This is a genomic window from Microbispora sp. H10830 (assembly GCF_014161375.1).
GTDB classification, from domain to species: domain Bacteria; phylum Actinomycetota; class Actinomycetes; order Streptosporangiales; family Streptosporangiaceae; genus Microbispora; species Microbispora catharanthi.
In genome coordinates, this window is record NZ_JABBWX010000010.1 from 1 (window position 1) to 23,965 (window position 23,965).

The 23,965-nt window shown below is 69.6% G+C and carries 22 protein-coding genes and 1 pseudogene; 9 read left to right on the forward strand and 14 right to left on the reverse strand.

The features are described 5' to 3' along the window. The 12 genes and pseudogenes from HHX35_RS24315 to HHX35_RS24365 form a co-directional block, all read right to left on the reverse strand. A partial coding sequence (locus tag HHX35_RS24315; protein ID WP_259405360.1) for a PAS domain-containing protein occupies nucleotides 1-496 on the reverse strand: 496 nt, incomplete at its 3' end. Between the two features lie 189 nt (nucleotides 497-685). Continuing rightward, nucleotides 686-2,071: pseudogene (locus HHX35_RS45185) on the reverse strand (SAV_2336 N-terminal domain-related protein); the annotation flags it as partial. Beyond that, entirely contained in the window at nucleotides 2,037-3,044 is a 1,008-nt protein-coding gene (locus HHX35_RS24320; RefSeq protein WP_182901074.1) for a MoxR family ATPase, read from the reverse strand. The gene HHX35_RS24320 and the pseudogene HHX35_RS45185, both read right to left, overlap by 35 nt. 13 nt (nucleotides 3,045-3,057) lie before the next feature. Beyond that, the gene (locus HHX35_RS24325; RefSeq protein WP_182901075.1) at nucleotides 3,058-4,722 is read right to left on the reverse strand and encodes a trypsin-like peptidase domain-containing protein; all 1,665 of its coding nucleotides are present in this window, start codon (nucleotides 4,720-4,722) and stop codon (nucleotides 3,058-3,060) included. Further along, the gene (locus HHX35_RS24330; protein ID WP_220505840.1) at nucleotides 4,722-5,045 is read right to left on the reverse strand and encodes a CU044_2847 family protein; all 324 of its coding nucleotides are present in this window, start codon (nucleotides 5,043-5,045) and stop codon (nucleotides 4,722-4,724) included. The genes HHX35_RS24325 and HHX35_RS24330 overlap by 1 nt, the downstream gene beginning before the upstream one ends. Before the next feature lie 405 nt (nucleotides 5,046-5,450). After that, complete coding sequence (locus HHX35_RS24335) at nucleotides 5,451-6,929, reverse strand: cellulose binding domain-containing protein (protein ID WP_182901076.1); 1,479 nt, start codon at nucleotides 6,927-6,929, stop codon at nucleotides 5,451-5,453. A 93-nt stretch (nucleotides 6,930-7,022) separates the two neighbouring features. Beyond that, the gene (locus HHX35_RS24340) at nucleotides 7,023-9,761 is read right to left on the reverse strand and encodes a glycoside hydrolase family 9 protein (protein WP_182901077.1); all 2,739 of its coding nucleotides are present in this window, start codon (nucleotides 9,759-9,761) and stop codon (nucleotides 7,023-7,025) included. 13 nt (nucleotides 9,762-9,774) lie between these two features. Then, nucleotides 9,775-12,243 (reverse strand): glycoside hydrolase family 9 protein, encoded by a 2,469-nt coding sequence (locus tag HHX35_RS24345; protein WP_182901078.1) that lies wholly within the window; start codon nucleotides 12,241-12,243, stop codon nucleotides 9,775-9,777. Nucleotides 12,244-12,686: 443 nt separating this feature from the next. After that, complete coding sequence (locus HHX35_RS24350) at nucleotides 12,687-13,130, reverse strand: DoxX family protein (protein ID WP_182901079.1); 444 nt, start codon at nucleotides 13,128-13,130, stop codon at nucleotides 12,687-12,689. Between the two features lie 559 nt (nucleotides 13,131-13,689). Next, complete coding sequence (locus HHX35_RS24355) at nucleotides 13,690-14,586, reverse strand: LysR family transcriptional regulator (RefSeq protein ID WP_182901080.1); 897 nt, start codon at nucleotides 14,584-14,586, stop codon at nucleotides 13,690-13,692. A 17-nt stretch (nucleotides 14,587-14,603) separates the two neighbouring features. Then, entirely contained in the window at nucleotides 14,604-15,041 is a 438-nt protein-coding gene (locus HHX35_RS24360) for an ester cyclase (RefSeq protein ID WP_182901081.1), read from the reverse strand. An 89-nt stretch (nucleotides 15,042-15,130) separates the two neighbouring features. Beyond that, on the reverse strand, nucleotides 15,131-15,952 hold the full coding sequence (locus HHX35_RS24365) for an SAM-dependent methyltransferase (RefSeq protein WP_182901082.1): 822 nt from the start codon (nucleotides 15,950-15,952) through the stop codon (nucleotides 15,131-15,133). A gap of 117 nt (nucleotides 15,953-16,069) precedes the next feature. Between HHX35_RS24365 and HHX35_RS24370 the strand changes: the two genes are divergently transcribed. The 3 genes from HHX35_RS24370 to HHX35_RS24380 all read left to right on the forward strand — a co-directional run bounded on the left by HHX35_RS24370 (nucleotide 16,070) and on the right by HHX35_RS24380 (nucleotide 19,269). After that, complete coding sequence (locus tag HHX35_RS24370; RefSeq protein WP_182901083.1) at nucleotides 16,070-16,975, forward strand: MerR family transcriptional regulator; 906 nt, start codon at nucleotides 16,070-16,072, stop codon at nucleotides 16,973-16,975. A 98-nt stretch (nucleotides 16,976-17,073) separates the two neighbouring features. Beyond that, nucleotides 17,074-17,622, forward strand: coding sequence for an NADPH-dependent FMN reductase (locus HHX35_RS24375; protein WP_182901084.1), 549 nt, complete (start codon nucleotides 17,074-17,076; stop codon nucleotides 17,620-17,622). A 276-nt stretch (nucleotides 17,623-17,898) separates the two neighbouring features. Then, nucleotides 17,899-19,269: an MFS transporter gene (locus HHX35_RS24380; RefSeq protein ID WP_310739271.1), complete on the forward strand. Its 1,371-nt coding sequence runs from the start codon at nucleotides 17,899-17,901 to the stop codon at nucleotides 19,267-19,269. Between the two features lie 9 nt (nucleotides 19,270-19,278). Here the strand turns inward: HHX35_RS24380 and HHX35_RS24385 are convergent, their stop codons facing one another. After that, nucleotides 19,279-19,707 carry a MerR family transcriptional regulator gene (locus HHX35_RS24385; RefSeq protein WP_182901085.1) on the reverse strand — a complete coding sequence of 143 codons (429 nt, stop codon included), beginning with the start codon at nucleotides 19,705-19,707 and terminating at the stop codon, nucleotides 19,279-19,281. Nucleotides 19,708-19,735: 28 nt separating this feature from the next. Here HHX35_RS24385 and HHX35_RS24390 point away from each other — a divergent pair, with 28 nt between their 5' ends. The 5 genes from HHX35_RS24390 to HHX35_RS24405 all read left to right on the forward strand — a co-directional run bounded on the left by HHX35_RS24390 (nucleotide 19,736) and on the right by HHX35_RS24405 (nucleotide 21,802). Next, nucleotides 19,736-20,476 carry a methyltransferase domain-containing protein gene (locus HHX35_RS24390; RefSeq protein WP_220505841.1) on the forward strand — a complete coding sequence of 247 codons (741 nt, stop codon included), beginning with the start codon at nucleotides 19,736-19,738 and terminating at the stop codon, nucleotides 20,474-20,476. 60 nt (nucleotides 20,477-20,536) lie between these two features. Then, a complete protein-coding gene (locus HHX35_RS43720) occupies nucleotides 20,537-20,662 on the forward strand; it encodes a hypothetical protein (RefSeq protein WP_259405361.1) in 126 nt (41 codons plus the stop codon). Beyond that, on the forward strand, nucleotides 20,662-21,003 hold the full coding sequence (locus HHX35_RS24395) for an MmcQ/YjbR family DNA-binding protein (RefSeq protein WP_182901087.1): 342 nt from the start codon (nucleotides 20,662-20,664) through the stop codon (nucleotides 21,001-21,003). Before HHX35_RS43720 ends, HHX35_RS24395 begins: the two co-directional genes overlap by 1 nt. Before the next feature lie 172 nt (nucleotides 21,004-21,175). Continuing rightward, complete coding sequence (locus HHX35_RS24400) at nucleotides 21,176-21,547, forward strand: DUF6247 family protein (protein ID WP_182901088.1); 372 nt, start codon at nucleotides 21,176-21,178, stop codon at nucleotides 21,545-21,547. Further along, entirely contained in the window at nucleotides 21,548-21,802 is a 255-nt protein-coding gene (locus HHX35_RS24405; protein ID WP_182901361.1) for a hypothetical protein, read from the forward strand. It begins immediately after the preceding gene. Between the two features lie 281 nt (nucleotides 21,803-22,083). Here HHX35_RS24405 and HHX35_RS24410 read toward each other — a convergent pair whose 3' ends face one another. Next, nucleotides 22,084-22,893 (reverse strand): SDR family NAD(P)-dependent oxidoreductase, encoded by an 810-nt coding sequence (locus tag HHX35_RS24410; protein ID WP_182901089.1) that lies wholly within the window; start codon nucleotides 22,891-22,893, stop codon nucleotides 22,084-22,086. Between the two features lie 85 nt (nucleotides 22,894-22,978). Here HHX35_RS24410 and HHX35_RS24415 point away from each other — a divergent pair, with 85 nt between their 5' ends. Further along, nucleotides 22,979-23,830 carry a helix-turn-helix domain-containing protein gene (locus tag HHX35_RS24415; protein ID WP_182901090.1) on the forward strand — a complete coding sequence of 284 codons (852 nt, stop codon included), beginning with the start codon at nucleotides 22,979-22,981 and terminating at the stop codon, nucleotides 23,828-23,830. The last annotated feature ends 135 nt before the right edge of the window (nucleotides 23,831-23,965 follow it).

Consider the following 23,965-nt stretch of genomic DNA (forward strand, 5'->3'; position numbering starts at 1 on the left):
TACGGCCGACGTCGATGATGACCTGCACCACCTGCTCGACGGTGAGCGCCTCGGCGAGCTGGGCGGTCGCGCCCTGGAGGCGGGCGGTGCGCAGCGCGGCGGCACCGAGCTGGTCGGTGAGGCGGCCATGCATCTCCTCGGCCTCGCGCTGCGGCGTGACGTCGGTGTTCGCCCCGACCCACTCCACCACCTGGCCGTGCCTGATGATCGGCACGGCCCGGACCTCGAAGTGCCGGTAGCCGCTGGCCCGGGTGCGCACCCGGTAGCTCCACTCGAACGACGTTTGGCGACGCAGCGCCTCGCGCCACGCCTCCTCGGTGCCGGGACGGTCGTCGGGGTGCACCGCGTCCAGCCAGCCGTGCGCGAGGTACTCCTCCAGGCCCTGGCCGGTGATGGCCCGCCACTGGGGTGCGTCCTCGGCCACCGCGCCGCCAGGCGAGGCGATCCAGAGGATCTGCGACTGGATATCCAGCAAGGTCGCCAGGCGCTCGTACATATGTTCCGCCGAACGCTTGCCCGGATCATGCACGTCATGCCTGACCTGGGATGCCGCACGGGTCAGACCGAAGACGTCCGAATCGACCAACCCGAACGGGTCACCCGCTGTTCTCATGCCGTGGTCGCCGTCCGCCAGTGCGCTCGGCACATAGCTCCGGAACGTAGTGGTTCCCACTCCCGCCCGAGCGGCAAGTTCGCGTGAAATCGCCTGAAGGACATGGACGGCGGTCTGCCGAGAGGAGCGCGATAGTGTTCGGAGAAGGAGGTCTCTGGCATCGGGCACGAAGGTGTAGAACTCCGGCTCCTGTTCTATCGGTCGCAGGAGACCGCTGAGGATGACCTCGGCAAGGTGCTCCGGGGACGATCTGGGCAGAAGCGCTCTCTGTATGAGCCGCATCAAGGACAATGATGGAAACGAGGCAGCCGCCAGATAACCGGCGAGTGAGTAGGCCTCAGGCGAGGCCACGGCTCGAAAGCGCAGGATCCTGTTTTCGATCGGTTGCCTGTACTCGTCCTGAAGCCAAGCGTCGAGAGCAGCCGGCTGATCCTCTAGATGCGTTACTCCGATGGACCTGACGCTGCCGGCCATTACCTGAGCCCAGTTCGCGAACCACGGCGCCGACAATCCGACCACTGGAACGGGAACCGGCTTGTCCGCCCTGTCCGAATGAGGCATCTTCGGCTGCAGCCTGAGCGATGTGTTAGCGGCGAAAGGCTGGGTGAGAAATGCCTGGTGAACTGTCACGCTGGTCGCTGTTCTATGCCACAGGCGTTCCGGTAGCGGTTGCAGAATCGCCGTCGGCGAACTCGATGCCCATCTGCGGACGGTATGAGTCATCCTGCCGGTCCACCAGTGCGCACCTGAACAGTCGCTCAAGAGGAGCACGAGCCGACGCCCTGACGGGTCGGTCAGAGCGCCCGGCGCAACCGCCGAACCGACTGTGATTCCGTACGGCCCCTCTTCAAGGCGCATGAGTTGCACATTTCGAAACGCGCCCAAATTCGTGTAGAGCCGTCGAAGCTCCTCGGCCAAGGGGCGCCACAGTTCCATCGACGAGCCGAAATCAACTACCAGGGTCAGGTCTAGACGACGTTCCATGGCAGGAACCAGAACCGGCACCCACGGCGCTCGGCGGCGCGGAAACTGCCGTGCTATACGATCGGCTGTCGCTCGCTCGTCCACCGTCGATCGGCGGTGGGCCGGCACTCGATGACGCAGCGGCCGCAGAGCGCGGTTGAGCCTCAGCGCGCTGGGGAGCATCGGACCTGTGGGCACCTGAATCGGCATTGCGACCTCACCCGTCGAGTCCGGCGTCGCACGCGAGTAGATCTCCACCTGATTCGCTGGGACCAGCGGCGTTTCTCCGTCTGGTGACCTCGGTGATCCATCGATATCCCCGGTCGGTTTCTCGAGCGTGGGTGGCCTGTTCTCCCGGATCCGTTCGCGCTCTTCCAGGTACTGCGCGAGCCAGAGCCGTTCCGCGAGCTCCACGGGGGTCGGCGGTGGTCCGATCGCACTAAGGGCGAGGTGTAACCGTTCAAGGTTTGTCGTCACCGTACGCGTCCGTTTCATCGGTGTCGCGATCGAGATAGGGCATGAGCCGGTCGGCCAAACTCAACCGGTCCTCCGACCTGGCATGGTGAAGGAGGTAGACCGCGTTGAGTAGTTGGTCGGTCGCCAGGGCGCCGCTGCTCTTCTTCGCAAGAAAGCGTTCGATGACGTCGTGGCTAGCAGCCGTCAAATCGGGGCCCAAGTGCGCGGCGACAATTCGGTGCAGTTTTTCGCCGCCAGGCTGATGCAGACGGAGCGTCACGCACCGCCGCAGAAAGGCGGGCGGGAACTCCCGTTCACCGTTGCTCGTCATGATCACTAGAGGAAACGCTCGACAGCGCACCACACCCCCGGAGACGGCCACCGGTCTCCCGTCGGCTGTCATAACCTCCGCGGTCGGTGAGGTATGGCGCTGCAGCTCGGGAATCTCGAAGTAGCCCTTCTCGAAGACCGTAAGTAGGTCGTTGGGGAGATCCATGTCGCTCTTGTCGATCTCATCGATCAGCAGTACGCGCGGCCGCTCGAAGGGAAGCAGGGCTGTGCCCAGCGGACCCAGCCGGATGTACCGGCCGATCTCCTCGTCGGCGGTCGTTCCGCCGGTGAGTTCCTCTCGGCTGGCCGCGTACAGCCGGGTCAAAGGGTCGTACTGATAGAGGCCGTCCGAGAGGGTCACGCGGCTCGTGATGGGCCAGTGCAGCACGGGGCCGAGGCGTAGTTCGTACGCCACCGCCTCGGCGAGGGTGGACTTGCCCGTGCCGGGCGGGCCGGTCACGAGGAGAGGACGGCGCAGGAACAACGCGGCGTTCACTTGCTCCACCGCCTGCGGGTCGGGCTGGTAACTCGTCGCGTCGTGATCCCCAGCCTCCTCTGCCCACGCCGGCTGCGGCAGCGCAGGGCCGCCACTGAAGACCCTCCAGGGAGGGGGCGCGGGAAGATCCGTTCCGATCCTGTCGTGGGGGGTGCCTGATCCCGTGTAGATGAACCACTCGGACATGTGTCGTCCTCTTTCACGATGCCGCGAGCGGCGGGTCGGGCATACGGGTCGGGTCGTCCCAGAAGAGCGCGATTCTCTGGACAGGTTTGGAATCCATTCCAGCTATGCGTAGTTGCTTAACGCGGAAAGGAAGCCGATCAGGTGAGGACTTCTCCACGATCGCGGAAACCTCGGATAGGAACTTGCGGCCCGCGCAGTCGTCGTGACTACCGGACCGGCACGAGGTCCTTGGCCACATCATGATGGGAATGCCGAACTTGAGTGCCTTCCCGATCTCGGTGGGCGTTGGTGAATCGGCGTGAACGATCGTGGTCCGGGTATCGTCAGCCAGCCAGCTGAGCGTGGCCTTGTCTCGGCAGCCGATGAGGCTCGGCGACTCGCAACCGACTTCACGAAGCTTGCGCCAGCGCCTGATGGCCTGATCCCACCGCTGGCTGCCACCTCGTCGGCGCGCCACGTCGCGCATCACGACCGGATAGAGGAGGCCGAGTTGAATCCGATCGTCCGGGTCGTTGTTGGTGAACCAGTTCTCGACCCCAGTTCCGCGCGTGAACCAGTCGTGGGGCATCATGAATTCGATGATGAAGTCCTCGCCGGCGACCTCTGCCAGAAGGCGGGGCATCTCACGTTCTACGCTCGCCCTTACCTGCTCGGAGGGGACAGGGTCGGGGATCGCGTGTGTCCATCCCCTACCGTCGCCTCGCCAGATGGAGAATTCGAGGCGGTAGCCGCCGAGGCCGCTGGGAGCCATGCGGATGATGACCGCCGCGGATGTGGGTGTTCCGCTTGTGGTCCGCGGCTCTCCCAGGTGTCGGGTCAACCAGTGCCGCGCCACGCTGGCCTTGTGCGCGTCGTCCAAGTTGCCGATCACACGAAAGAGGAAACGAGCCAACGCGTCGGGTTCCTCGATCTCCTCTGCGGCGAGAGTGACGGCTCTCCAGAGAGAGGGACCACCTTGATCGGCGAGGAGTGGGAACTCCTGCGCCAGCAGAACCTCTGGGGTTCTTCTCAGACCGGCGTCGGCAAGACAGCGGCGTAATTGTCCCCGAGGACCCGGACCGATCTTTCCCAGCCAGGTGTGCGGAAGCAGGTCGTCAAGCGGCTCCCAATACTGCCGCAGGGTGGAGATGGGAAGCATGCGCCCCACCCGCTGACCCGGCGTCAGATCGGCATCGGTGATCATGCCGATTACATGGTCGGTGTCCGGCAGGTAGACGGCGGCGCCGCTGAAACCTTTGGCGAGAAACTGACCGTGACCGTTCCATGCGTTTACCTGACACCATTCGCGAGCCATGACTTGGCGGTCGTCGATACGGAGCTCGGCGAAGGTGCCGGAAGCTGTTTTTCCCGCTGCGAAACCATAGGAGAAGAGCTTTTTGTCTCTCCAGATGTCCATATCGATGGGGTCGGCGAACTGCGCAGGTGGCACGGGGGCGGGTTGTGAAAGTTTGAGCAACGCGAAGTCGCCTCTCGGATCCTCCCTCTTCCAAGGTCCTGTCGCAACCACGCTCGCGGGATAGTGTTGCCGAGGATGGGTGGCCGGGAAGACAACGATCGGATCCGGCACGTTGTGCACAACATGAGCACAGGTCAGCACGTGATGGCTATCGATCAAAAATCCGGAGCCCACTGTGTTGTCGGCTGCCCGATCGATCCGAGCATGCCACGAACTACCCACTACTTCTCCTGGCGGGCCCAGGTGAGCTTGACGATGAAATGACCCTCGGTGGAGGCCTTGGCTACCACTGCGCCTGCGGCTGCGTTGAATTTGACGCCGAACTCGAGCTCGACCTCGTCAGGGTTCAGCTGCTTGTCCCGGAATGAGTCGAGCACCCTCGTTGCCGCGTCTCGCACGTTTCGCAGCGAATCCTCGAATCGCGATTTCGCTTCGATGATTCCGTGCCCGCCGATCCCAACCGCTTGAAAACCTTCTGCATCCTGTTCGGCGACCTCCACGACGATCGGCTCGCCGTCGACTTCCCAGCGCACTAGCTCACTCATGTATCTCCTCGTCTAGGGCAACACGCCGAAATCTGGGTAGGGGCAATCTCGGCTCCGACCGCAACGACGTGCCCGCGGGGTAGCAGTGCGGCTGAAATCACACCTCAACGGGTACGATCCGCACTTCCCTGATCTCTGCGACCACCAACGGTGCCAGGCTTGACCGTGCCCGCTCTGGGATGTTGCCTGATCGCAACCTATTGCTATTACGGTCGGCCTATATTCAGGGAAATGCGCAATTGTTTCCCAAGCGGCTGCCGCGGGAGGATATTCGCCCGACACATGCCCGCTCCCGCTGAGTTCGACCGCTCGGTCATAGGCCGGGCGGCCTCGTCCGCCCGACTCGTCACACCGCTCCTGTGGGGTCGTGCGGTGCCGTCGCCGATAAGGCCGCCCGGGGGCCGGTCACGTCGTCGTGCAGGCGCTTCCGTTGAGGGTGAAGGCGGCCGGTTTGGGATTCTCACCGGTGTAGGCGCCGTTGAAGCCGAGGTACAGCGACTGGCCGGGCTTGATGGTCTTGTTCCATTCGTAGTTCTCGGCCGTGACAGCGGTGCCGGACTGGGTCCAGACGGCCGACCATCCGTTGGTGACCCGCTGGGAGGCGAGCGGGAAGCTGAAGCCGAGCTTCCATCCGTCGATGCCGGCGGTGCCGGTGTTGGTGATCGTGACGGTGGTGGTGAATCCGCTGCCCCAGGTGGTGGTCGCGTACGTCACCCTGCACCCGGACCCGGCCGACGGGGACGGCGACGGGCTGGGGGACGGCGACAGGCCGAGGGACGGCGACGGGGTGGGTGAGGACGTTGCCCCGGGCTGTGCGATGGCCGTGTACGGCGCCGACGGGTTGCTCAGGTTTCCGGCGGCGTCGCGGGCGACGACCTGGAAGGTGTACGGCTTGCCTCCTTCGAGGCCGGAGACGATGTCACGGGGCAGGCCGTTCTCGCCCTCGTAGGCGTAGCCGTGGTCGGTTTGCCGGAACAGGTCGTAACGGGGCGGGACTCCGCTGTCGTCGCTGACGGTGTACCAGGCGAGGAAGATTCCGCCGGGTATGTCCATCCCGGTCACGGAGGTCAGCCCGGTCGGGGTGCCGGGCGGCGTCGTGTCCGTCCCGGGGCTCGGGCTGGCGGCGGGCGGCTCGACCATGGCCCGGGCGCGGACCAGGTCGGAGGGTGCGCTGAGGTTGCCCGCGCGGTCCCGGGCCACCACGTAGAACAGGTAGTCGTGCCCCGCCGTGAGGCCGGTGACGATCGCCGTCACCTGGTCGGCCCGCATGTCGAGCGTGGCCTGCTGCGCGCGCAGGAAGGCGCCGCCGGTCCACACGTAGACCTCGTAGGTGGAGATCCCGACGTCGTCCGTGGACGGCGTCCAGAGCAGGCCGACCGCGCCGTTGACGTAGACGTTCTGTGCGGCCAGGCCCTCGGGGCGGGTCGGCGGGGTCCGGTCGACCGGCGACGGGCTTGGCGGCGGGCTGGAGGGCGGCATGCCGCTGAGATAGTTCGCACTGGCCGTCAGTTCGTTCGACGGCTGGCCCGCGTTCCCCGCCCCGTCCCTGGCGACCACTCGGAACGTGTACAACTGCCCCAGGGTGAGGCCGCTGACGATGGAACCCGGATCGGTCGTGGTCCGGATGGTGGTGAAGGCGCCGCTCTGCTTCACCTGGATGTCGTAGCCGGTGACGCCGACGTCGTCGGTCGCGGCGCCCCAGCACAGCGACACGCCGATGCCGAGGCTCGATCCGGGGGCCGCGGGCAGGGGGCAGTCCCGCAGCGTCCCCGGCGCGCTGGGCGGCGTGGTGTCCTCGGCCGCCGCGGAGGCCGGGGGGAGGGCCGCGGCGGCGAGGGCGAGCCCGGCGCCTGCGAGGCCGGCCCCCAGGAGAGCGGCTCGCACAGCCGCGGCTTTACCGAGACCCTGGACGGACATGGAAGTCACCTCTCTTCGGGCGGTCCGGCGCGCCGGAGTGCGCCGGACCGCGGATGGGGATCAGGAGCAGGTGGTGCCGTTGAGAGTGAAGGTGGTGGGTTTGGGGTTGGCGCCGGTGTAGGTGCCGTTGAAGCCGATCTGGATGGACTGTCCGGGGGTGATGGTCGTGTTCCAGTCGAGGTTGGCGGCGGTGACGTTCGCTCCGGTCTGGGTCCAGGTGGCCGACCAGCCGGGCGGGGTGATCTTCTGGGTGCCGGGGAAGGCGAACTTCAGTGTCCAGCCGCTGATCGCGGTCGTGCCGGTGTTGGCGATGGTCACGGTCGCGGTGAACCCGCCGCCCCAGTCGCTCGTGCCGTAGGTCACCTTGCACCCCCCACCGGCCGACGGAGACGGAGACGGCGAAGGGCTGGGCGAGGGGGACGGGCTCGGCGAAACCGACGGGCTGGGCGACGGGCTGGGCAGGCCGGACTGGGCGGTCGCGGTGAGCGTGGCCGAGGGCTGGCTGGTGTTGCCGGCCGCGTCCCTGGCCACGACGTAGAACGTGTAGCTGGTCCCGGCCACCAGCTTGTCCGCGACGTACAGCGTGGACGTGGACGAGCCGATCTTGGTGAAGCCGGAGCCCTGCTTCATGTAGACGTCGTAGCCGGTGACCCCGGTGTCGTCGGTCGAGGCCGTCCAGCACATCGGGACGGCGTTGGCGAAGTCCGCCCCGCAGACCCACAGCCCGGTGGGCGCGCTCGGCGGCGTGGTGTCCACAGAGGGCGAAGGCGAGGGCGAAGGCGAAGGCGAGGACGACGGCGACGGAGAGGGGGACGGCGAGGGAGACGGGCTGGACGTGCCGCCGGGCGGCGTGCCCCACACCAGCGTGTTCCCGTCGTACACCGGCACGTGCGACGCCGCCGACGCCGACCAGTCGTTGGCCGGGTCCCAGGCCGCGCCGTTCGGCACCGAGATCCGCAGTTGCGTGCCGCGCCGGTAGAGCTGGGCGTCGCCGGGATAGATGGGCTTGCCCGTGCAGTCCACCTCGGCGTAGTAGGTGCGGTCCTGCGCGAGCGTCGGCCCGGTCACGGCACAGCCGTTGCTGTCTCCGCCGGTCACCTTCACCTGGGAGACGGAGGTCGAGCCGTCGAGCGTGAAGTAGTAGCGCGCCTTGCCCGACTGGAGGACGCGCGGTGGCCAGTTCGACGTGTTGGTGATGGTGACGGTCAGCGAGGTGCCGTCCACACCGCTGTAGACGTTGCCGGTCTCGGCGTAGATCTCCTCGTACTTCTGCTCCGGGGCGGGGAAGCCCGCCACCGGTGTCCCGCCGTACTCCTCGGCGAACCGCGCGAGCACGTTGGTGATGCCGGAGTTGTAGTCGATCGCCACCTCGTTGCGGACGTAGTCCGTGCGGCTGTCGGTGTAGGCGTCGGTCTGGTCCGGGCCGCCGGCGAGCGCGCCGTACAGGACGTGCAGGTTCGGGCCGGTGGTGTCGCTCATGTAGCCGAGGTACTGGCCGCTGGCCGCGCGGTGGTGGACGTGCGTCGGCGGGTTGGTCCCGAAGCCGACCATGTAGCTGGAGTGCCGGGGATTGTCCCCGAGGGCGTAGTCGACCTGCCGCTTGGCGAAGTCGTGGTAGCGGGCGTAGAGCGGGTCATCGGGCCCGAGGTGGTCGGCGTAGACGAGGGCCACCCAGGCGGTGTTCAGCGCCATGCGCAGCGACGCCCAGTTGAAGACGTACGCCAGGCCGCCGGGGGTGACCGGTCCCTTCTTGCCCTTGTATCCGACGGTCCAGTAGTCCAGGTAGCGCTGGACGTCGTCCTTGTACTTCTGCTCGCCGGTCAGTTCCGCCATCTGCTCGTAGACGGCGTACTCCTTGTCGTTCCAGCCCAGGCCGAAGGTGTAGGCGGGGACGGTGGTGCCGCCCGCGCCCTGGCCGACGTCGGGCTCGCCGCCCATCTTCGGGTAGAACTCGCGGGCCTTGTCCAGGTAGCTCCCCGTGCCGGTGGCCCGGTAGAGCCAGACGGAGGCCCAGGCCAGCTCGTCCCAGTACATCTTGGTCGCGCCCGGGTGGTCGGAGCCGCCCTCCCAGGTCGAGTTGTAGTAGCCGGAGATGCCCGGTACGCAACTCGTGTACGCCGTGTCCTGACCGTTGGAGCCCTTGGTCGTGTCGGCGAACGTGAACAGCTGCCTGGCGTGCGTGAGCAGCGTGTCGGCGTACGCCGGGTCGGTCTGCCGGAAGGCCATCGAGGAGGCCGCCATGGCCGCCGCCGTCTCGGCGACGACGTCGGTGCCCTTGCACGTCGGCGTGATCTTGTAGACCGGCCGCGACATGCCCTTGATGTCGATCACCTCGGGCGGACCCCAGTACGCGTGGTCCACGCTGCCGTCGCCCACCTGGACGTACAACGTCTCCGGATCGGGATGGGCGGCGATCAGGTAGTCGGTGGCCCACTTGAGGTTGTTCAGCATGGGCGTGAGCTGGGTCCCGTAGCCGGTGCGGTTCTCGACCAGCCCCCAGGCCAGCATGGTCGTGGTGAACGCCATCGGGAAGCCGAACTTGACGTGGTCGCCCGCGTCGTACCAGCCGCCGGACAGGTCCGCCCCGGCGGCCTTCCCGTCGTTCAGCGTGCGGTCGCCGCGCCACTCCACCCGGCTCCAGGCGGGCTTCCTGCCCGACTGCTGCGCCTCGTAGAAGTAGATCGACTTCTGCAGGGCCTCGGTGTAGTTGTACGAGCTCGCCGCTTGGGCGGGCGCCGGGCCCGGGACGAGCAGGGCGGCCAGTACGGCGGCCACCCCGCCCAGGGACAGGAGTCTCATGGATGGCCTCGTCTCAGGAGCAGGTGGTGCCGTTGAGGGTGAAGGTGGTGGGTTTGGGGTTGCTGCCGGTGTAGGTGCCGTTGAAGCCGATCTGGATGGACTGTCCGGGGGTGATGGTCGTGTTCCAGTCGAGGTTGGCGGCGGTGACGTTCGCTCCGGTCTGGGTCCAGGTGGCCGACCAGCCGGGCGGGGTGATCTTCTGGGTGCCGGGGAAGGCGAACTTCAGTGTCCAGCCGCTGATCGCGGTCGTGCCGGTGTTGGCGATGGTCACGGTCGCGGTGAACCCGCCGCCCCAGTCGCTCGTGCCGTAGGTCACCTTGCACCCCCCACCGGCCGACGGTGACGGCGACGGTGACGGCGACGGAGACGGGCTGGGCGAGGGGGACGGGCTCGGCGAAACCGACGGGCTGGGCGACGGCGACGCCGAAGGGGACGCCGAGGGCGACGCGGACGGCGACGGCGAGGGCGACGCGGACGGGGAGACGCTGGGGCTGGGCGACGGCTCGGCGCCGGGCGGCGTGCCCCAGATGAGGCGGCCGTCGTTGCCGTACAGGGTCATGTGGTCCGCGCCCTTGGCCGACCAGTCGTTGGACGGGTCCCACGTCGCGCCGTCGGCGACGCCGATGCGGAGTTGCACCTCGCGGCGGTACTCCGACTGGCCGCCGGGGAAGATGAGCGTGCCTGTGCAGTCGACCTCGGCGTAGTAGGTGCGCCCCTCCAGCAGGTGTGGCCCGGTGGGCTGCTTGCACTGCGTGTAGGACGTGCTCACCGTGACCTGGCTCGCCGTCGTCGAGCCGTCCAGGGTGAAGTAGTAGCGGAACTTCGCCTTGTCCAGCACGGTCGCCGGCCAGGCCGACTTGTTGACGACGAAGGTCTTGGCCGCCGTCTCCCGCGTCGTGTGGGTGAGCGTCGGCTCCAGATAGAACTCCGGGCCGTCGGGCGTCTCACGGGGCAGCGTGGCCAGGGGCGAGCCGCCGTACTCGCCGTAGAGGACGGCGAGCGAGCTGGTGATGCCGGAGTTGTAGTCGAGGGAGACCTCGTTCTTGACGTAGTCGCCGCGGCTGTCGGCATAGGCGTCGGCGCCGTCCGGGCCGCCGACCAGCGCGCCGTACAGGACGTGCCTGCTGACGGCGGGCTCGCCGTCGGGACCGGCGTTGGTCCAGGAACCGTGCGCGCCGCGGTGGTGCGGGTTGCGCGGCGGGTTGGTCCCGAAGCCGATCATGTAGCTGGAATGCCGGGGGTTGTCGCCGAGCGCGTAGTCGATCTGCCGTTTGCCGAAGTCGTGGTAGCGCGCGTAGAGCGGGTCGCCCGAGCCGAGGAAGTCGGCGTACTTCATCGCGACGAAGGCCGTGTTGGCGGCCATGCGCAGCGAGGCCCAGTAGAAGATGTACGCTAGGCCGCCGGGCGTGATCGTGCCCTTCTTGCCCTTGTATCCCACGGTCCAGTAGTCCAGGTAGCGCTGGACGTCGTCCTTGTATCGCTGCTCGCCGGTCAGCTCGGCCATCTGCTCATAGACGGCGTACTGCTTGTCGTTCCAGCCGAAGCCGAAGTTGAAGACCGGCACCTGCTGTCCGTTGCTGCCCGGGTCCTCCTGGGCGCCCATCTTCGGGTAGAACTCGCGCGCCCGGTCGAGGTAGCCCGCGGTGCCGGTGGCCCGGTAGAGCCAGACGGAGGCCCAGGCCAGCTCGTCCCAGTACATCTTCGTGGCGCCCTCGACCTGCCCGCCCTCGCCGGTGGAGTTGTAGAACCCCTGCGCGGCGCTGACGCAGTTCACGTACGCCGTGTCGCGGCCGTTCGTCCCCTTGGTCGTGTCGGCGAACGTGAACAGTTGCTTGGCGTGGGTGAGCAGCGTGTCGGCGTACGACGGGTCGGTCGGCCGGAAGACGATCGACGAGGCGGCCATCGCGGCGGCGGTCTCGGCGGCGACGTCGGTGCCCGGGCACGACGCGGTGATCTTGTAGACCGGCCGCTTGTGGCCCTTGGCCTCGACGGTCTCCGGCGCCCCCCAGTAGGAGTGGTCCTCACCGCCGTCGCCGACCTGGACGTACAGGACGTTCGGCTCCGGGTGGGCGTGGATGAAGTAGTCGCCCGCCTGCCGGAGCGTGTTCAGCAGGTATGGCAACTGGCCCGAGCGCTCGTAGGACGCCCGGTAGTCCGCGCCGCCCCAGGCCAGCGTCGTGGTCATGGCCGCCATCGGGAAGCCGAACTTCACGTGGTCGCCCGCGTCGTAGAAGCCGCCCGACAGGTCCACCCCGGCGGACTTGCCGTCGTTGACGGTCGAGTCGGCCCGCCAGGTCACCCGGTTGGTGGACGGGAGGTGCCCCGACTCCTGCGCCTCGTAGAACAGGAACGACTTCTGCAGCGCCTCGCCATAGTTGAAGGAGGCGGCCTCAACGGGGGCGGAAGTCGAGGTGACGGCCAGCAGGGCGCCGGCCAGTGCGGTCGCCGTGCTCGCGCTCAGCAGCCGTCGCGGTAGTCGCATCACGTGCCCCTCGGAAAGGACGACGGGCCGGCCCCGCCGTGCGGGGCCGCCCCGGAAGCGGGCGGGACGATCTCGGGATGACTCCCGCCCGGATCGTGCGTACGCGAGGCGGCGCGATCCAAGCACGCTCCGGTCACGGAGCAGTACGTCCAGGTCAGGACGGCCGAGGGCACGTCGGGGAACTGAAACTTTCAGCTCGGCGCGGCGCTCGGAGCAGCGGCATGAGCACACCCGCGAGGAGAACTCCGGCGACGACCAGGGTCGCCGCGGGCAGCGCCGTCCTGCCGAACCGGCGGTGAATGAGTTTCGGACTGTGTGCCATCGGAAGCGGCCCGCCTGCCTCGCGCCCGGACGCCCAGGACGTCCGGCCGCGAGGTGTCACCCGCGCGGGTCGTGCCGGACCCGGCGCCGGAGTTCGCCCTACGGGCGGCGGCGCGGTGTGGCTACGCCCGCGCCGGCGTGGGCGCGTACGTGTCGATCTCGTGGTGCCGCATCCGGTGGATCAGCGTGTCCAGCGCCCAGGCGCCGGGCCCGAAGACCACGATGAGGAAGAACGACCAGCAGAACATCGCCGCCGCCTCGCCGCCGTTCCGGATCGGGAACAGGCCCTGCGGCATGTGGACCGTGAAATACGCGTACGCCATCGAGCCGGAGCACAGCAGCGCGCTGACGCGGGTGAACAGCCCGACGAGGACGAGCGTCCCGAAGACCAGCTGGATGGCCGCCGCCCACCAGCCCGGCCACGTGCCGAAGGCCAGGGCGTGACCGGTGCCGCGGTTGCCGCCCAGCACGCCGAAGATCGTCGCCACGCCGTGGCAGACGAACAGCAGCCCCGTCACGATGCGGAAAAGCGAGAGGACTGGGCCCCTGATCTGGTCCGTTTTCATGTGATCACCTTCTTGTCGTGCCTGCCGGACGGGCCGCGCCGCATACGCGCGGCGCGATCCGGGTCGGCCGATGGGAACGCGCCGGAAAAGCCGGGATCCGGCGGAAGTGAAACGGGAAACTCCGGCCGTCGCCTATTCGCAGTCATGGCGAAGTAAATCGGCCGTGATTTCCTGTGCTCCGTGGCTCACATTGTCGGCGAATTGGACGTCCGGCGGCGTGAAGCCGCGCGGAGGTGCGAGCAAAAGCCCCAGAACCACTGGTCAAAGCCCGAAATGAGCAGCATCGTCGCTGGCGGCTTCGGCGGTTCGGCTGTGGACCACGGCGGCCGCGCCGCGCTTATTCGACGGCGAATACGCGCAGGGCGGCGTAGCCCCAAGAATGCTCACAGAAGTACCCATAGTCAAGAGTTCAAGTAATTCTCCGTCAGGAAATGGCGACACCATGTCGGCAAATCCGTGACGTCACCCCGGTCACCTGCTGGTTCTCCGGGCACCCGGGCGGTCCCGCTCCGGCAGGCGGCGTGAAACTTTCTCGCATCACCGCCGGGAACCCTGCGGGCTACCTCGTCCAGAGGCACTCCTGCGCCGTCCGCACGAGTGCCATCAACCCGGCCGACAGCCGTTCGCCCCGCCACGCGAGCGCGTACGTCAGGCGAAGGTCACCCGCGTCCAGGGGGACGAAGGCGACGTCGTCCCTGCGGACGGACGTGACGACCAGGGAGGGTGTGGGCAGCAGGCCGACGCCGGCCGCGACCAGGTCGAGCGCGGCGGCGAAGTCGTCGATCTCGTCGGCCACCACGTGCTGCCGGTGCGGCCCGACGCGGGCGGCGAGCCGTGCCCACATCCCGCCGGGCGGGCGTTCGCGCGGCAGCAGGACGCGGTGCCGCGCGAGCCGTTCGGGCTGCAGGCGGGGCAGGCCGGCGAGCGGGTCCCCGGCCGGTACGGCCAGGTGCCCGACGGGCACGTGGAAACGGGCGGCGGTGGTCAGCTCCCGCGGGAAGGGGGCGGCGAGGATGGCCGCGGTCACCTCTCCGGCGGCGAGGGCCGCGACGGCGGCGGCCCGGCCGGCCGGGTACAGCTCCACCTCGGCCGGGGGATCACGGCGTGCCATCCGGCGGGCGATCCGCGCCGCGAGGCCGCCCACCGGCGGGGGATAGGCCAGGCGGACACCGGCGCCCTCGGGCGCGGTGAGCCGCCTCGCCTCGGCCGAGAAGGCGGCCGCCGACTCCAGCAACGCCTCGGCGTACGGCAGCAGTGTCTTGCCGGCCGGCGACAGGTGGACCTCCCGGCTGGTCCGCTCGAACAGGCGGACCCCGAGCGCGCGCTCGAGACGGCCGACGGCCTGGCTCGCGGCGGGCTGGGAGACGCCCAGTTCGGCGGCGGCGCGGGAGAAGCTGAGATGCCGGGCGACGAGGGCGAAGCAGCCGATGTCGCGCAGCGGCGGGCCGGAGTCCACGCTCCAGTATGGGGAGATCAGGCGGTCCTGCGCAGACGCAGGTCGCAGCCCGTCTGACGGTAGAACGCCCACTGGTCGTAGTAGACCCGCCCGCTGGCGAACACGCCGTCGTCGCCCATCGTGTAGGCGCCCGCCGCCGGGAAGACCACGCGGCGGCCCGTGCCCATGACCTCCGTGCCGCCCGGCAGCAGCAGCACCCCGGTGTGGGTGCCGCTGAACGTCCACTCCGTGATGATGGTGTCGTCGAGGACGGCCCGTGAGGTGATCTCGTTGCGCATGTCGGGAAACGCCGTGAAGAGCTGCCGGAAGTACCAGCCGATCTGCTCGTGACCCTCCATCACCCCCGCGGGCGTGACGAAGACGGCCCTGGTGGTGAAGCAGCGGACCACCCGCTCCTCGTCCTGCGAGCTGATCGCGTCCGTGAGCGCGTCGAGCAGCGCGCCGATCTCAGCCATGCCCCTCCCGTCCCCCGTGCTGGAACTCCTACCCCCGGCAAAGGGCGGTGACGCAGGCGCGCGGCGCGCAGGGGTGTGCGCGTCGGAGGTCAGTCCTTGCGGGCGACCCCGCACAGCGCGTCGACCTCAGGCGCCTCCCCGAACTGGCTGGGGCCGGGCCGCCATCGCGACACCGACACCACCCCCGGTTCCAGCAGCGTGAGGCCGTCGAAGAAGCGCGCGATCTGCTCGGGCGTCCGCAACCGGTAGGGGTCGCCGCCCTCGGCGCGGATGCGCTCCGCCTCGTCGGCCGCCTCGGGCAGGACGACCTTCGTGCCGTCCTCGAACACCAGGTGGCTGCCGGACGGCAGGGCGTCCATGAGCTGACGCACGATCGCGTACGCCTCCTCGTCGTCGAGCACCTGGCCCATGATCCCCAGCAGCATGAGCGCCACCGGCTCGCCGAAGTCGAGCGTCTTCGACGCGGCGTTCAAGATCTTTTCAGGTTCGCGTACGTCGGCCTCGATGTAGTCGGTCACGCCGGGCGGGCTGCTGATCAGCAGGGCGTTCGCGTGCACCAGCACGAGGGGGTCGTTGTCGACGTACACGACCCGGGACTCCGGCGCCACCCGCTGCGCCACCTGGTGGGTGTTGTCGGCGGTCGGCAGGCCGGTGCCGATGTCGAGGAACTGCCGGATGCCCACCTCGCCCGCCAGGTGCCGTACGGCTCGGCCGAGGAAGCCGCGCGACTGCCGGGCGATGTCGACGATGCCCGGGTACGCCTGCCGGATCTGCTCGCCGAGTTCGCGGTCGACGGTGAAGTGGTCCTTGCCGCCCAGAAAGTAGTTCCAGATGCGTGCCGAGTGCGGCACGCTCGTGTCGAGCTTGGGACGGTGCTCCTCGCCGGGGCCGTCCGCCGAGCCTTCGCTCACCTGGTCCTCCTGCGGTCACGTGATCAATGCCCCACCTTAGAGACTCGCGGGTCCGCGGCATAGCCGTGAGAACCGGCCCTTGAGTCTCCAGCCGGTGGAGAGACCAGACTCGGTGTCATGGACGACGAGGGGCTGTTCACCATCGGATGGCTCTCCCGCCGCACCGGGATGCCGGTGCGCACGATCCGGTACTGGTCGGACGTCGGCGCGCTGCCGCCCGCGGAGCGGAGCGAGGGAGGCTACCGGCTCTACGACGCCGGCGCCGTGGCCAGGCTGGAGCTCATCAGGACGCTGCGGGATCTCGGTCTCGGCCTGGACGACGTACGGCGGGTGCTGGAGCGGAAGGTCACCCTGGCCGACGTCGCCGCCGTCCATGTGGACGCACTGGACGCGCAGATCCGCACCCTGCGGATCAGGCGCGCGGTGCTCAGCACCGTCGCGAGGCGGCGGTCCGGCACGGAGGAGACGAAACTGTTGAGCGATCTGGCACGGCTGTCCGCCGAGGAACGGCGGCGCATCATCGAGAACTTCGTGGACGAGGTCTTCGGCGGCCTGGACGCCGATCCGGAGCTCAGGAACCGGCTGCGGCACACCGAGATCGGCCTGCCCGACGACCCCACGCCCGAGCAGGTGGACGCCTGGGTGGAGCTCGCCGAGCTCGTCCGCGACCCGGGCTTCCGGCGGCGGATGCGCGACATGGTGGAGCACAACACGCGCAACCGCGCCGGGCAGGAGCCGGGGGCCTTCATGTGGTTCGCGAAGAAGGTCGCCTGGCAGGTCGGTGAGGCCCGGGAGAACGGGATGCGCCCCGACTCGCCCGAGGCCGCCGAGGTCGTCGGCCGCCTGCTCGGCGACATGGACGCCGACGGCCGGGCGGCGGTCAGGGAGCGCCTGGAGGCCGGCCTGTTCGCCGAGGCCGAGCGCTACCGGCATCTCATGGCCGTGATCAACGGCCGGGAGCCGAAGCCGTCCCACGCGGACGATTTCGCCTGGCTCCTCGCCGCCCTTCGCGCCCACCCCTGAAGTCCGGAATCCCGATCACGACCGCGCGACCCCTCGCGCGACGGGCGCGGAAGAGCGGCATGTACATTGCGGTCGTCGATCAGGAAGGGGCGGCCCTCATGGGTGAGTCGCGTCAGGCGGTGCGTGTGCTGCTCGTCTCGGGGAGCACCAGGGGTTCCTCGACCAACACCGCGGCATTGCGGACCGCCGTCCTGGCGGCGCCGGACGAGGTGGAGGCCGTGCTGTACGAAGGGCTGGCCGACCTGCCCGCTTTCACCCCCGACGAGGATCCCGGGCATCCGCATCCCGCGGTGCGGGTGCTGCGCGAGAGGATCACCGCCGCCGATGCCGTGGTGTTCAGCACGCCCGAGTACGCCGGAGCCCTGCCGGGCAGCTTCAAGAACCTGCTCGACTGGACGGTGGGCGGCGGCGAGCTCAACCGCAAGCCGGTGGCCTGGATCAACGTCGCCGCTCCGGGGCGGGGGGATGCCGCCTACGCGGAGCTGGCGAAGGTCCTGGGCTACGTGGACGCCGTGATCGTCGATGAGTGTTGCGTGCGCCTGCCGGTCGCCAGGGACGCGGTCGGGGCGGACGGATCGGTCGCCGACGCGGAGTTCCGCGCCCGGCTCACCGATGTGCTCGGAACGCTCGCGCTCCACGCCCGATAGTCCCTGCCCGAGGGTGGCGGACGGCGGCCGGTCACCACGTCCCGGAGGAACGGGCGGAAGCGGTCGTCACGCATCTGATCCGGTTCTTCGGCTGACCCGGCTCGGCCTTTCCGCCGCCTCGCGGCGCCCGCCCGCGGGCCGCTCCACACGGCCGGGCGGTCGCCGTGGAACCGGTCCCCGCCACGCTTCGGCGTTGACCGAACTTACCCCGGGCAGCGATGACGTATGTCGTCGACGAGAACTTCCCCTACCATCCCCGGCCCCGACCCGGCCGCGGTGCGCCGGAGACGCCGGACGATCCTCGTCGTGATGTGCGCGGGCATGTTCCTCGTGCAACTCGACGTGACCGTCGTCAACGTCGCCCTGCCGCACATCGGCTCGGACCTCCGCACCGGCCTGCCCGGCATGCAGTGGGTCGTCGACTCCTACACCGTCGTCCTCGCCGCGTGCCTGCTCGCCGCCGGCGTCGTGGGAGACCGGCTGGGACACCGTGCCGTCGCCGTCGCAGGGCTCGCCCTCTTCGGCGCCGCCTCCCTGCTGTGCGGCCTCGCCCCCGGCGTCGGCACGCTGGTCGCGGCCCGCGCCCTGCAGGGCTTCGCCGCCGCACTGCTGCTGCCCAGCACCCTGGCCGTGGTCAACACGACCTTCCCCGAACGCGCAGAACAGGCCCGCGCCCTCGGTGTCTGGGCGGGGGTGTCCGCCCTGGCGCTGCCCTGCGGCCCGGTGCTCGGCGGCCTGCTCGTCACCCTCGCCGGCTGGCGCTCGGTCTTCCTCGTCAACCTGCCCGTCGTCGCGGTCGCCGTCGTGCTCACCCTCCGCCGGGTCGGCAGGGACGAGCCCGCACCCGACCGGCGGCTGGACGTCCCGGGTGTGCTCGCCGCGGGCGTCGCCCTGCTGGCCGTCGCCTACTGCGCCATCGCCTACGGCCACTCGGGCGTCTCCGCCCAGACGGCGGCGGCCGCCGTGGTCGCCGTGCTCGGCACGGCGGCCCTGGCCTGGTGGGAGCGCCGGGCTGTCGAGCCCCTCTTCCCGCCGTCCGTCCTCGGCAGTTCCCGCTTCGTCGGCGCCAACGCCGTCGCCGCCCTGATGAACTTCGTCGGGATCGGCTTCGTCTTCGTCGTCACCCTGTATCTGCAGGGTGTCCGCCACCACGACGCCCTGTCCGCCGGCGCCATGCTGCTGCCGCTGTTCGCCCCCCTCGCGCTGTGCGCGCCGATCACCGGGCGGCTCGCCGCCCGCTACGGGCCCCGGCTCCCGATGCTGGGCGGGCTGCTGCTCGGCACGATCGGCGCCGCCTGCCTGGCGCTGGTCACCCCCACCGGCCCCTACGCGGCGCTCCTCCCCGCGCTCCTCGGCCTCGGTCTGGGCATGGGCCTGCTCACCGCGTCAGTGGTCGCCGCGGCGCTGCGCGCCGGGCCCCCCTCCCGCCCCGGCCTGTCCTCGGGCGTCAACAACACCGCCCGGCAGGCGGGCGGTGCGCTCGGCGTCGCCGTCCTCGGCGCCATCGTGCAGGACCCCGCCGACGCCGTGAGGTTCACCGCCGGCCTGCGATGGGCGGGCGGCCTGTCGGCCCTGCTGTGGATCGCCGCGATCGTCATCACCCTCCGTACGGTGCCGGGCCCTGAGGACCGGGACGCCGCCGGATGACCGTTCCCTTCATCGGGCCTCGGTGAGCGGCGCGGGAGCCGGCAGGCCGATCCGCTCCCGTACGGCCTGCTGGAAGTGCGCGCAGCCGGTGACGTCGTCGTGGTCGCAGCCCAGCGCGCACTCGACCACCTCTAACGCCGCGCGGGCCTGTTCGATGCGCCGCAGGAGCTCGGCCTGCCGCCGGCGGAGGATCTCCCGCCGCTCGGACGCCGCGCGGGTGGCGATCATCTCGCGGATCTCGTCGAGGCCGAGCCCGGCCTCCTTCGCCCGCAGGATCACGGCCACGCGGAAGAGGTCGTCGGGGCCGTAACGGCGCCGGTCGCCCGCGACCCGGGCGGGCGTCAGCAGTCCCACCGACTCCCAGTGCCGCAGGACGTGCGTCGCGAGGCCGAACCGGGCGGCCGCCTCGCCGATGCCGATGGTCGCACTTGACTTCATGTCGACATTAAGTCGGAGGCTGTCCTCCATGTCGAACCACACCCTCATCGCCCTTCTCGACCGCGTGGACAGGCATCCGGGCCAGGTGGCGCTGCGTGCCCGCTCCTACGAACTTCTCGGCCTGGCGGCCGGGAGCCGTGTGGCGGACGTCGGCTGCGGCGCCGGACCGGCCGTCGCGGAGATGGCCGCCCTGGGGGCGGAACCGATCGGGCTGGACACGGACGGGCAGGTGATCGAGGTCGCCCGGTCCCGGCACCCGGGCCTGGAGTTCCGCCGGGCGGACGCCTGCGACCTGCCGTTCGGGGACGGCGAGCTGGCCGGTTATCGGGCCGACAAGGTCTACCATGCCCTGGCCGATCCGGCCCGGGCGGCGGCCGAGGCATGGCGGGTGCTCGCCCCGGGCGGGCGGATCGTGCTGGTGGGGCAGGACTGGGACACGTTCGTGATCGATTCGGACGACCCCGCCCTCACCCGCGTCATGGTGCGGGCGAGGGCGGACGCCGTTCCCAGCCCGCACGCGGCCCGCCGTCACCGCAACCTCCTGCTCGACGCGGGCTTCGCGGACGTCACCGCCGAGGTCCGTACGGGCGTCTTCACGGACGGTTCGCTCCTGCCGATGGTCACCGGCATCGCCGAGGGCGCGTACGCGGCGGGGGCGGTCACCCGGCGGCAGGCCGACGACTGGATCGCGGAGCAGACCGGCCGCGCGCGGCGGGGCAGGCTGTTCCTCGCCGTGCCCATGTTCCTGGCCGCCGCCCGCCGCCCATGAGCGTACGGCTTGCCGAGGGCGGCCCCGCCGCGTGACGGGATCGGCCCGGGGTCGGTGGTGATGAAGACGACGGAGATCGCGTCGCGCGGAATGTCGGTGGCCACGGCTACCGTTCGTCCGGTGACGATGTTCGATCTTTCATTGCCGGCCACGGCGGGAGCCGTCCGCGTCGAGGAAGGCGCCTGATGGTCACGGTGGACGACGTGCGGCGGGTCGCGCGGGCACTGCCCCGCACCGAGGAAGCGCTGGTGCGCGACCATGTGAAGTTCCGGATCAGGGGCATCGTGTACGCCTCTATCTCCCCGGACGAGACCTTGATGGGCTTCGCGTTCCCCAAGGAGGAGCGGGCGGCCCTCGTGGCCTCCGAGCCGGAGAAGTTCCTCATGCCCCTTCCCTCGGACGAGCGCTACCAGTGGGTTCGGGTCAGGATGGCGGCCATCGACGAGACCGAGATGCGCGAACTCATCGTCGACGCCTGGCGCATGGTCGTGCCCAAACGAGTGGCCGCCGCCTACGACGCGACCTGACCGCCCAGCCCCCGTCGTCGGGCCGCGCTTCCCGTGAGGTGGCCTTGATCCGCTGCCCCATGCCCTCCTCATCGTGGTGCCCATCCTGCCGGCCCCCGACGGTTAAGCTCGATGCGAGGTGTCTCGAACCGCTCAACCAGCCGGGGTACCACAAGCGTGAGGAGGTAGCGGCATGACGGCCGAGCCGCACGATCTGATCGGCGTTCGGACGCCCGAACAGATCGTGGAGTCCCTGAAGGGCGATCGGACTCCGCGTAACATTCGCGCGTGCCTTCCTCCGGAAGATCGCGAGTACTTCGACAGGGACTACCGGCAGGCTATGGGCAAGGCCACCGAGGAACTGGACCTCGCGCCGGTGCACGCCCTGCTCGCTCATTGGTGGCACATGGCCAGGATGAAGGCGACCGGGGAGTATGAAACGGTCCTGGAACACGGCGCTCGAGTCCAAGAGCAGATCGAACGTGGCGAATATGTCCAGGGGAGATCGTTGCGGGAGGTTCTGGCCGAACGAGCATCCGAGCTTGGCGTGGAACTTGACCTCTAGATGTACACGGTCGATAAGAGCAAGCAAGTAGACGAGCAGATCGCCGCTCTTCCCGCAGAGGCGCTCGCGGCGTTCCACGAGGTGACTGTGTTTCTTCAAGTCGCGCCGTGGAACGGCCACTCCTTTGTCAGTGCACGGCCAGACGCCCCGATGCGGACGCGAACGTTCGGCGACGGCGGTTATGGCATGGTCACCTACCTGATCGTGGAGTACCGGCGCCTGGTCGAGATTATTCACGTGACCTGGTACGGCTGAGCACTGCAGGCATCCGGCTTCTTCGTTCGTGAGCGAGATGGCATGCGACGTGATGCGGCGCACACGAGGGGAAAGCGATGCGACACCAGGGCCAGGTCCGCCCGCGCCGCTGCCGAGAAGCGGCGCGAGCATCATGTACGGATCCCACGGCCGGTCGCCCTGATCCATAAGCACGGTCGACGAATCTGCTCGGGACCGGACGAGGGGCCGGAGGGCCGCGGACGAATCTGGTAGCCGGGACAGTAGGCCCGAACCCCGCAAGGGAGGATCTCTGTCCCGGCTCAGACCCCGGCGCCGCCGTCGACCCGCAGGACGGCACCGGTCACGTAGGAGGAGCGGTCGCTCAGCAGCCAGGCGGCGGCCTCGGCGATCTCGGCCGGCTCGGCCCCGCGGCGCAGTGGTGTCAGCGCCGTGAGCCGTTCCTGGAGACCGGGGGACTCCGCTTCCCAGGCACGCATCATCTCGGTGAGCGTGTTGCCGGGAGCGATGGCGTTGACGCGGATGCCTTCGGGGCCGTAGGTGACGGCGGCCGACTCGGTGAGGCTGTTGACCGCCCGTTTCATCGCAGCGTAGGCCGGGAGCTCCGGGTTGCCTCCCCAACTGCCGACGGACGAGTTGTTGACGATGGCGCCCGTGCCCGCGGTGGCCCGGATCGCCTCCACCTCGGCGACCATGGCCAGCCAGACGCCCTTGAGGTTCACGGCGTAGATGCGGTCGAAGCCGGCCTCCGGCATCCGGTCCATCGGGCCGGGCTGCTGGCCGGTCGCCCCGTTGTTGAAGGCGACGTCGAGCCGGCCGTACAGGTCCACCGCGCGGCCCACGGCGGCCCGCACGCTTGCCGCGTCGGCCAGGTCGCACACCACATGGTCCGCGGTGCCGCCCGCCATCCGGATCTCCTCGGTCACCGCCTTCAGCTCGGCCTCGGTCCGGGCCGCGAGCAGCACCCGGGCGCCCTCCCGGGCGAACAGCCGCGCCGCCGCGGCTCCGATACCGCGTCCGGCGCCGCTGATGAAGGCGACCTTGCCGGCCAGCAGACCAGGAGCGCCGGGCATGGTGGGGGTGGATGTGCCGGTGGTGATTGTGTTGTCCATGGCAGTGAGCCTGCGCCGGTGGGCGCGGCCTATCCAGGCATCGGCAGTACCTGGATCGCCTCCGCGCTCCGTGCACACTGGAAGTGTGAACCGACGAGAACTGGCCGACTTCCTGCGCAGCAGGCGCGAACGGATAAGCCCTGCCGACGTGGGGCTGCCCGCCGGGCCCAGGCGCCGTACGCCGGGGCTGCGGCGTGAGGAGGCGGCGCAGCTGGCGTTCATCTCGACCGAGTACTACACGCGGCTGGAGCAGGCCCGCGGTCCGCGTCCGTCGCGCGAGGTGCTGGCCGGGCTGGCCCGGGCCCTGCGCCTGTCGGACGCCGAGCGCGCCCATCTCCATCACCTCGCCGGAGCCCCGGCCGCCCCGCCGCCAGGGCCCTCGCGAGAGGTGCGGCAGAGCATCCTGGACCTGCTGGCGCGGCTGCCGCAGGCCGCCGCGTTCGTGACGTCCGCGACGCTCGAGGTGCTCGCCTGGAACGATCTGGCGGCCGCCCTCATGGAGGACTTCTCGGCCTTGTCCCGGCGCGACCGCAACCTGGTGCGCCGCGTGTTCCTCGGCCCGCACCATGAGGGACGGCGGTTGTACGGGGTCTCCGACGCCGGCGAGTTCGCCCAGCACGCTGCCCGGCGCCTGCGTGCCGCCGCCGGCCGCTATCCCGACGCGCCCGAGGTGACCGGGCTGGTGGCCGAACTTCTCGCGAAGAGCCCGGAGTTCGCGCGGCTGTGGGCGTCCCACGACGTGTCGGACGGGCCCACGCTGTGCAAGACCTTCCAGCACCCGATGGTCGGCCCGATCACCGTCAACTGCGACGTCCTCGACATCACCGACCGCGACCAGCAGGTGGTCATCTACACCGCCGTCCCCGGTTCGCCGTCCGACGAGGCGCTACGGCTGCTGTCGGTCATCGGTACACAGCGCATGGACGCCCCCCGCTGAACAGCCCTGGCCAACTGTCGAGTTGACCCATAAGCCTTGTCAATAGATCCCCGGCACGACGACGATCCACACCCGGGTCGCCCTGCCCGACGATCCCACGCCCGTGCCGAACGCCGCAGCCGGTGGCGGCGCTGC

What these genes read in the sequence shown, in the direction of transcription:
- HHX35_RS24320 (WP_182901074.1), bottom strand. Translation starts at nt 3,044, where the DNA reads ATGTCCGAGTGGTTCATCTACACGGGATCAGGCACCCCCCACGACAGG.
- HHX35_RS24330 (WP_220505840.1), bottom strand. Translation starts at nt 5,045, where the DNA reads ATGAGTGAGCTAGTGCGCTGGGAAGTCGACGGCGAGCCGATCGTCGTG.
- HHX35_RS24340 (WP_182901077.1), bottom strand. Translation starts at nt 9,761, where the DNA reads ATGAGACTCCTGTCCCTGGGCGGGGTGGCCGCCGTACTGGCCGCCCTG.
- HHX35_RS24345 (WP_182901078.1), bottom strand. Translation starts at nt 12,243, where the DNA reads ATGCGACTACCGCGACGGCTGCTGAGCGCGAGCACGGCGACCGCACTG.
- HHX35_RS24350 (WP_182901079.1), bottom strand. Translation starts at nt 13,130, where the DNA reads ATGAAAACGGACCAGATCAGGGGCCCAGTCCTCTCGCTTTTCCGCATC.
- HHX35_RS24360 (WP_182901081.1), bottom strand. Translation starts at nt 15,041, where the DNA reads ATGGCTGAGATCGGCGCGCTGCTCGACGCGCTCACGGACGCGATCAGC.
- HHX35_RS24370 (WP_182901083.1), top strand. Translation starts at nt 16,070, where the DNA reads ATGGACGACGAGGGGCTGTTCACCATCGGATGGCTCTCCCGCCGCACC.
- HHX35_RS24375 (WP_182901084.1), top strand. Translation starts at nt 17,074, where the DNA reads ATGGGTGAGTCGCGTCAGGCGGTGCGTGTGCTGCTCGTCTCGGGGAGC.
- HHX35_RS24385 (WP_182901085.1), bottom strand. Translation starts at nt 19,707, where the DNA reads ATGAAGTCAAGTGCGACCATCGGCATCGGCGAGGCGGCCGCCCGGTTC.
- HHX35_RS24390 (WP_220505841.1), top strand. Translation starts at nt 19,736, where the DNA reads ATGTCGAACCACACCCTCATCGCCCTTCTCGACCGCGTGGACAGGCAT.
- HHX35_RS43720 (WP_259405361.1), top strand. Translation starts at nt 20,537, where the DNA reads ATGAAGACGACGGAGATCGCGTCGCGCGGAATGTCGGTGGCCACGGCT.
- HHX35_RS24395 (WP_182901087.1), top strand. Translation starts at nt 20,662, where the DNA reads ATGGTCACGGTGGACGACGTGCGGCGGGTCGCGCGGGCACTGCCCCGC.
- HHX35_RS24400 (WP_182901088.1), top strand. Translation starts at nt 21,176, where the DNA reads ATGACGGCCGAGCCGCACGATCTGATCGGCGTTCGGACGCCCGAACAG.
- HHX35_RS24405 (WP_182901361.1), top strand. Translation starts at nt 21,548, where the DNA reads ATGTACACGGTCGATAAGAGCAAGCAAGTAGACGAGCAGATCGCCGCT.
- HHX35_RS24410 (WP_182901089.1), bottom strand. Translation starts at nt 22,893, where the DNA reads ATGGACAACACAATCACCACCGGCACATCCACCCCCACCATGCCCGGC.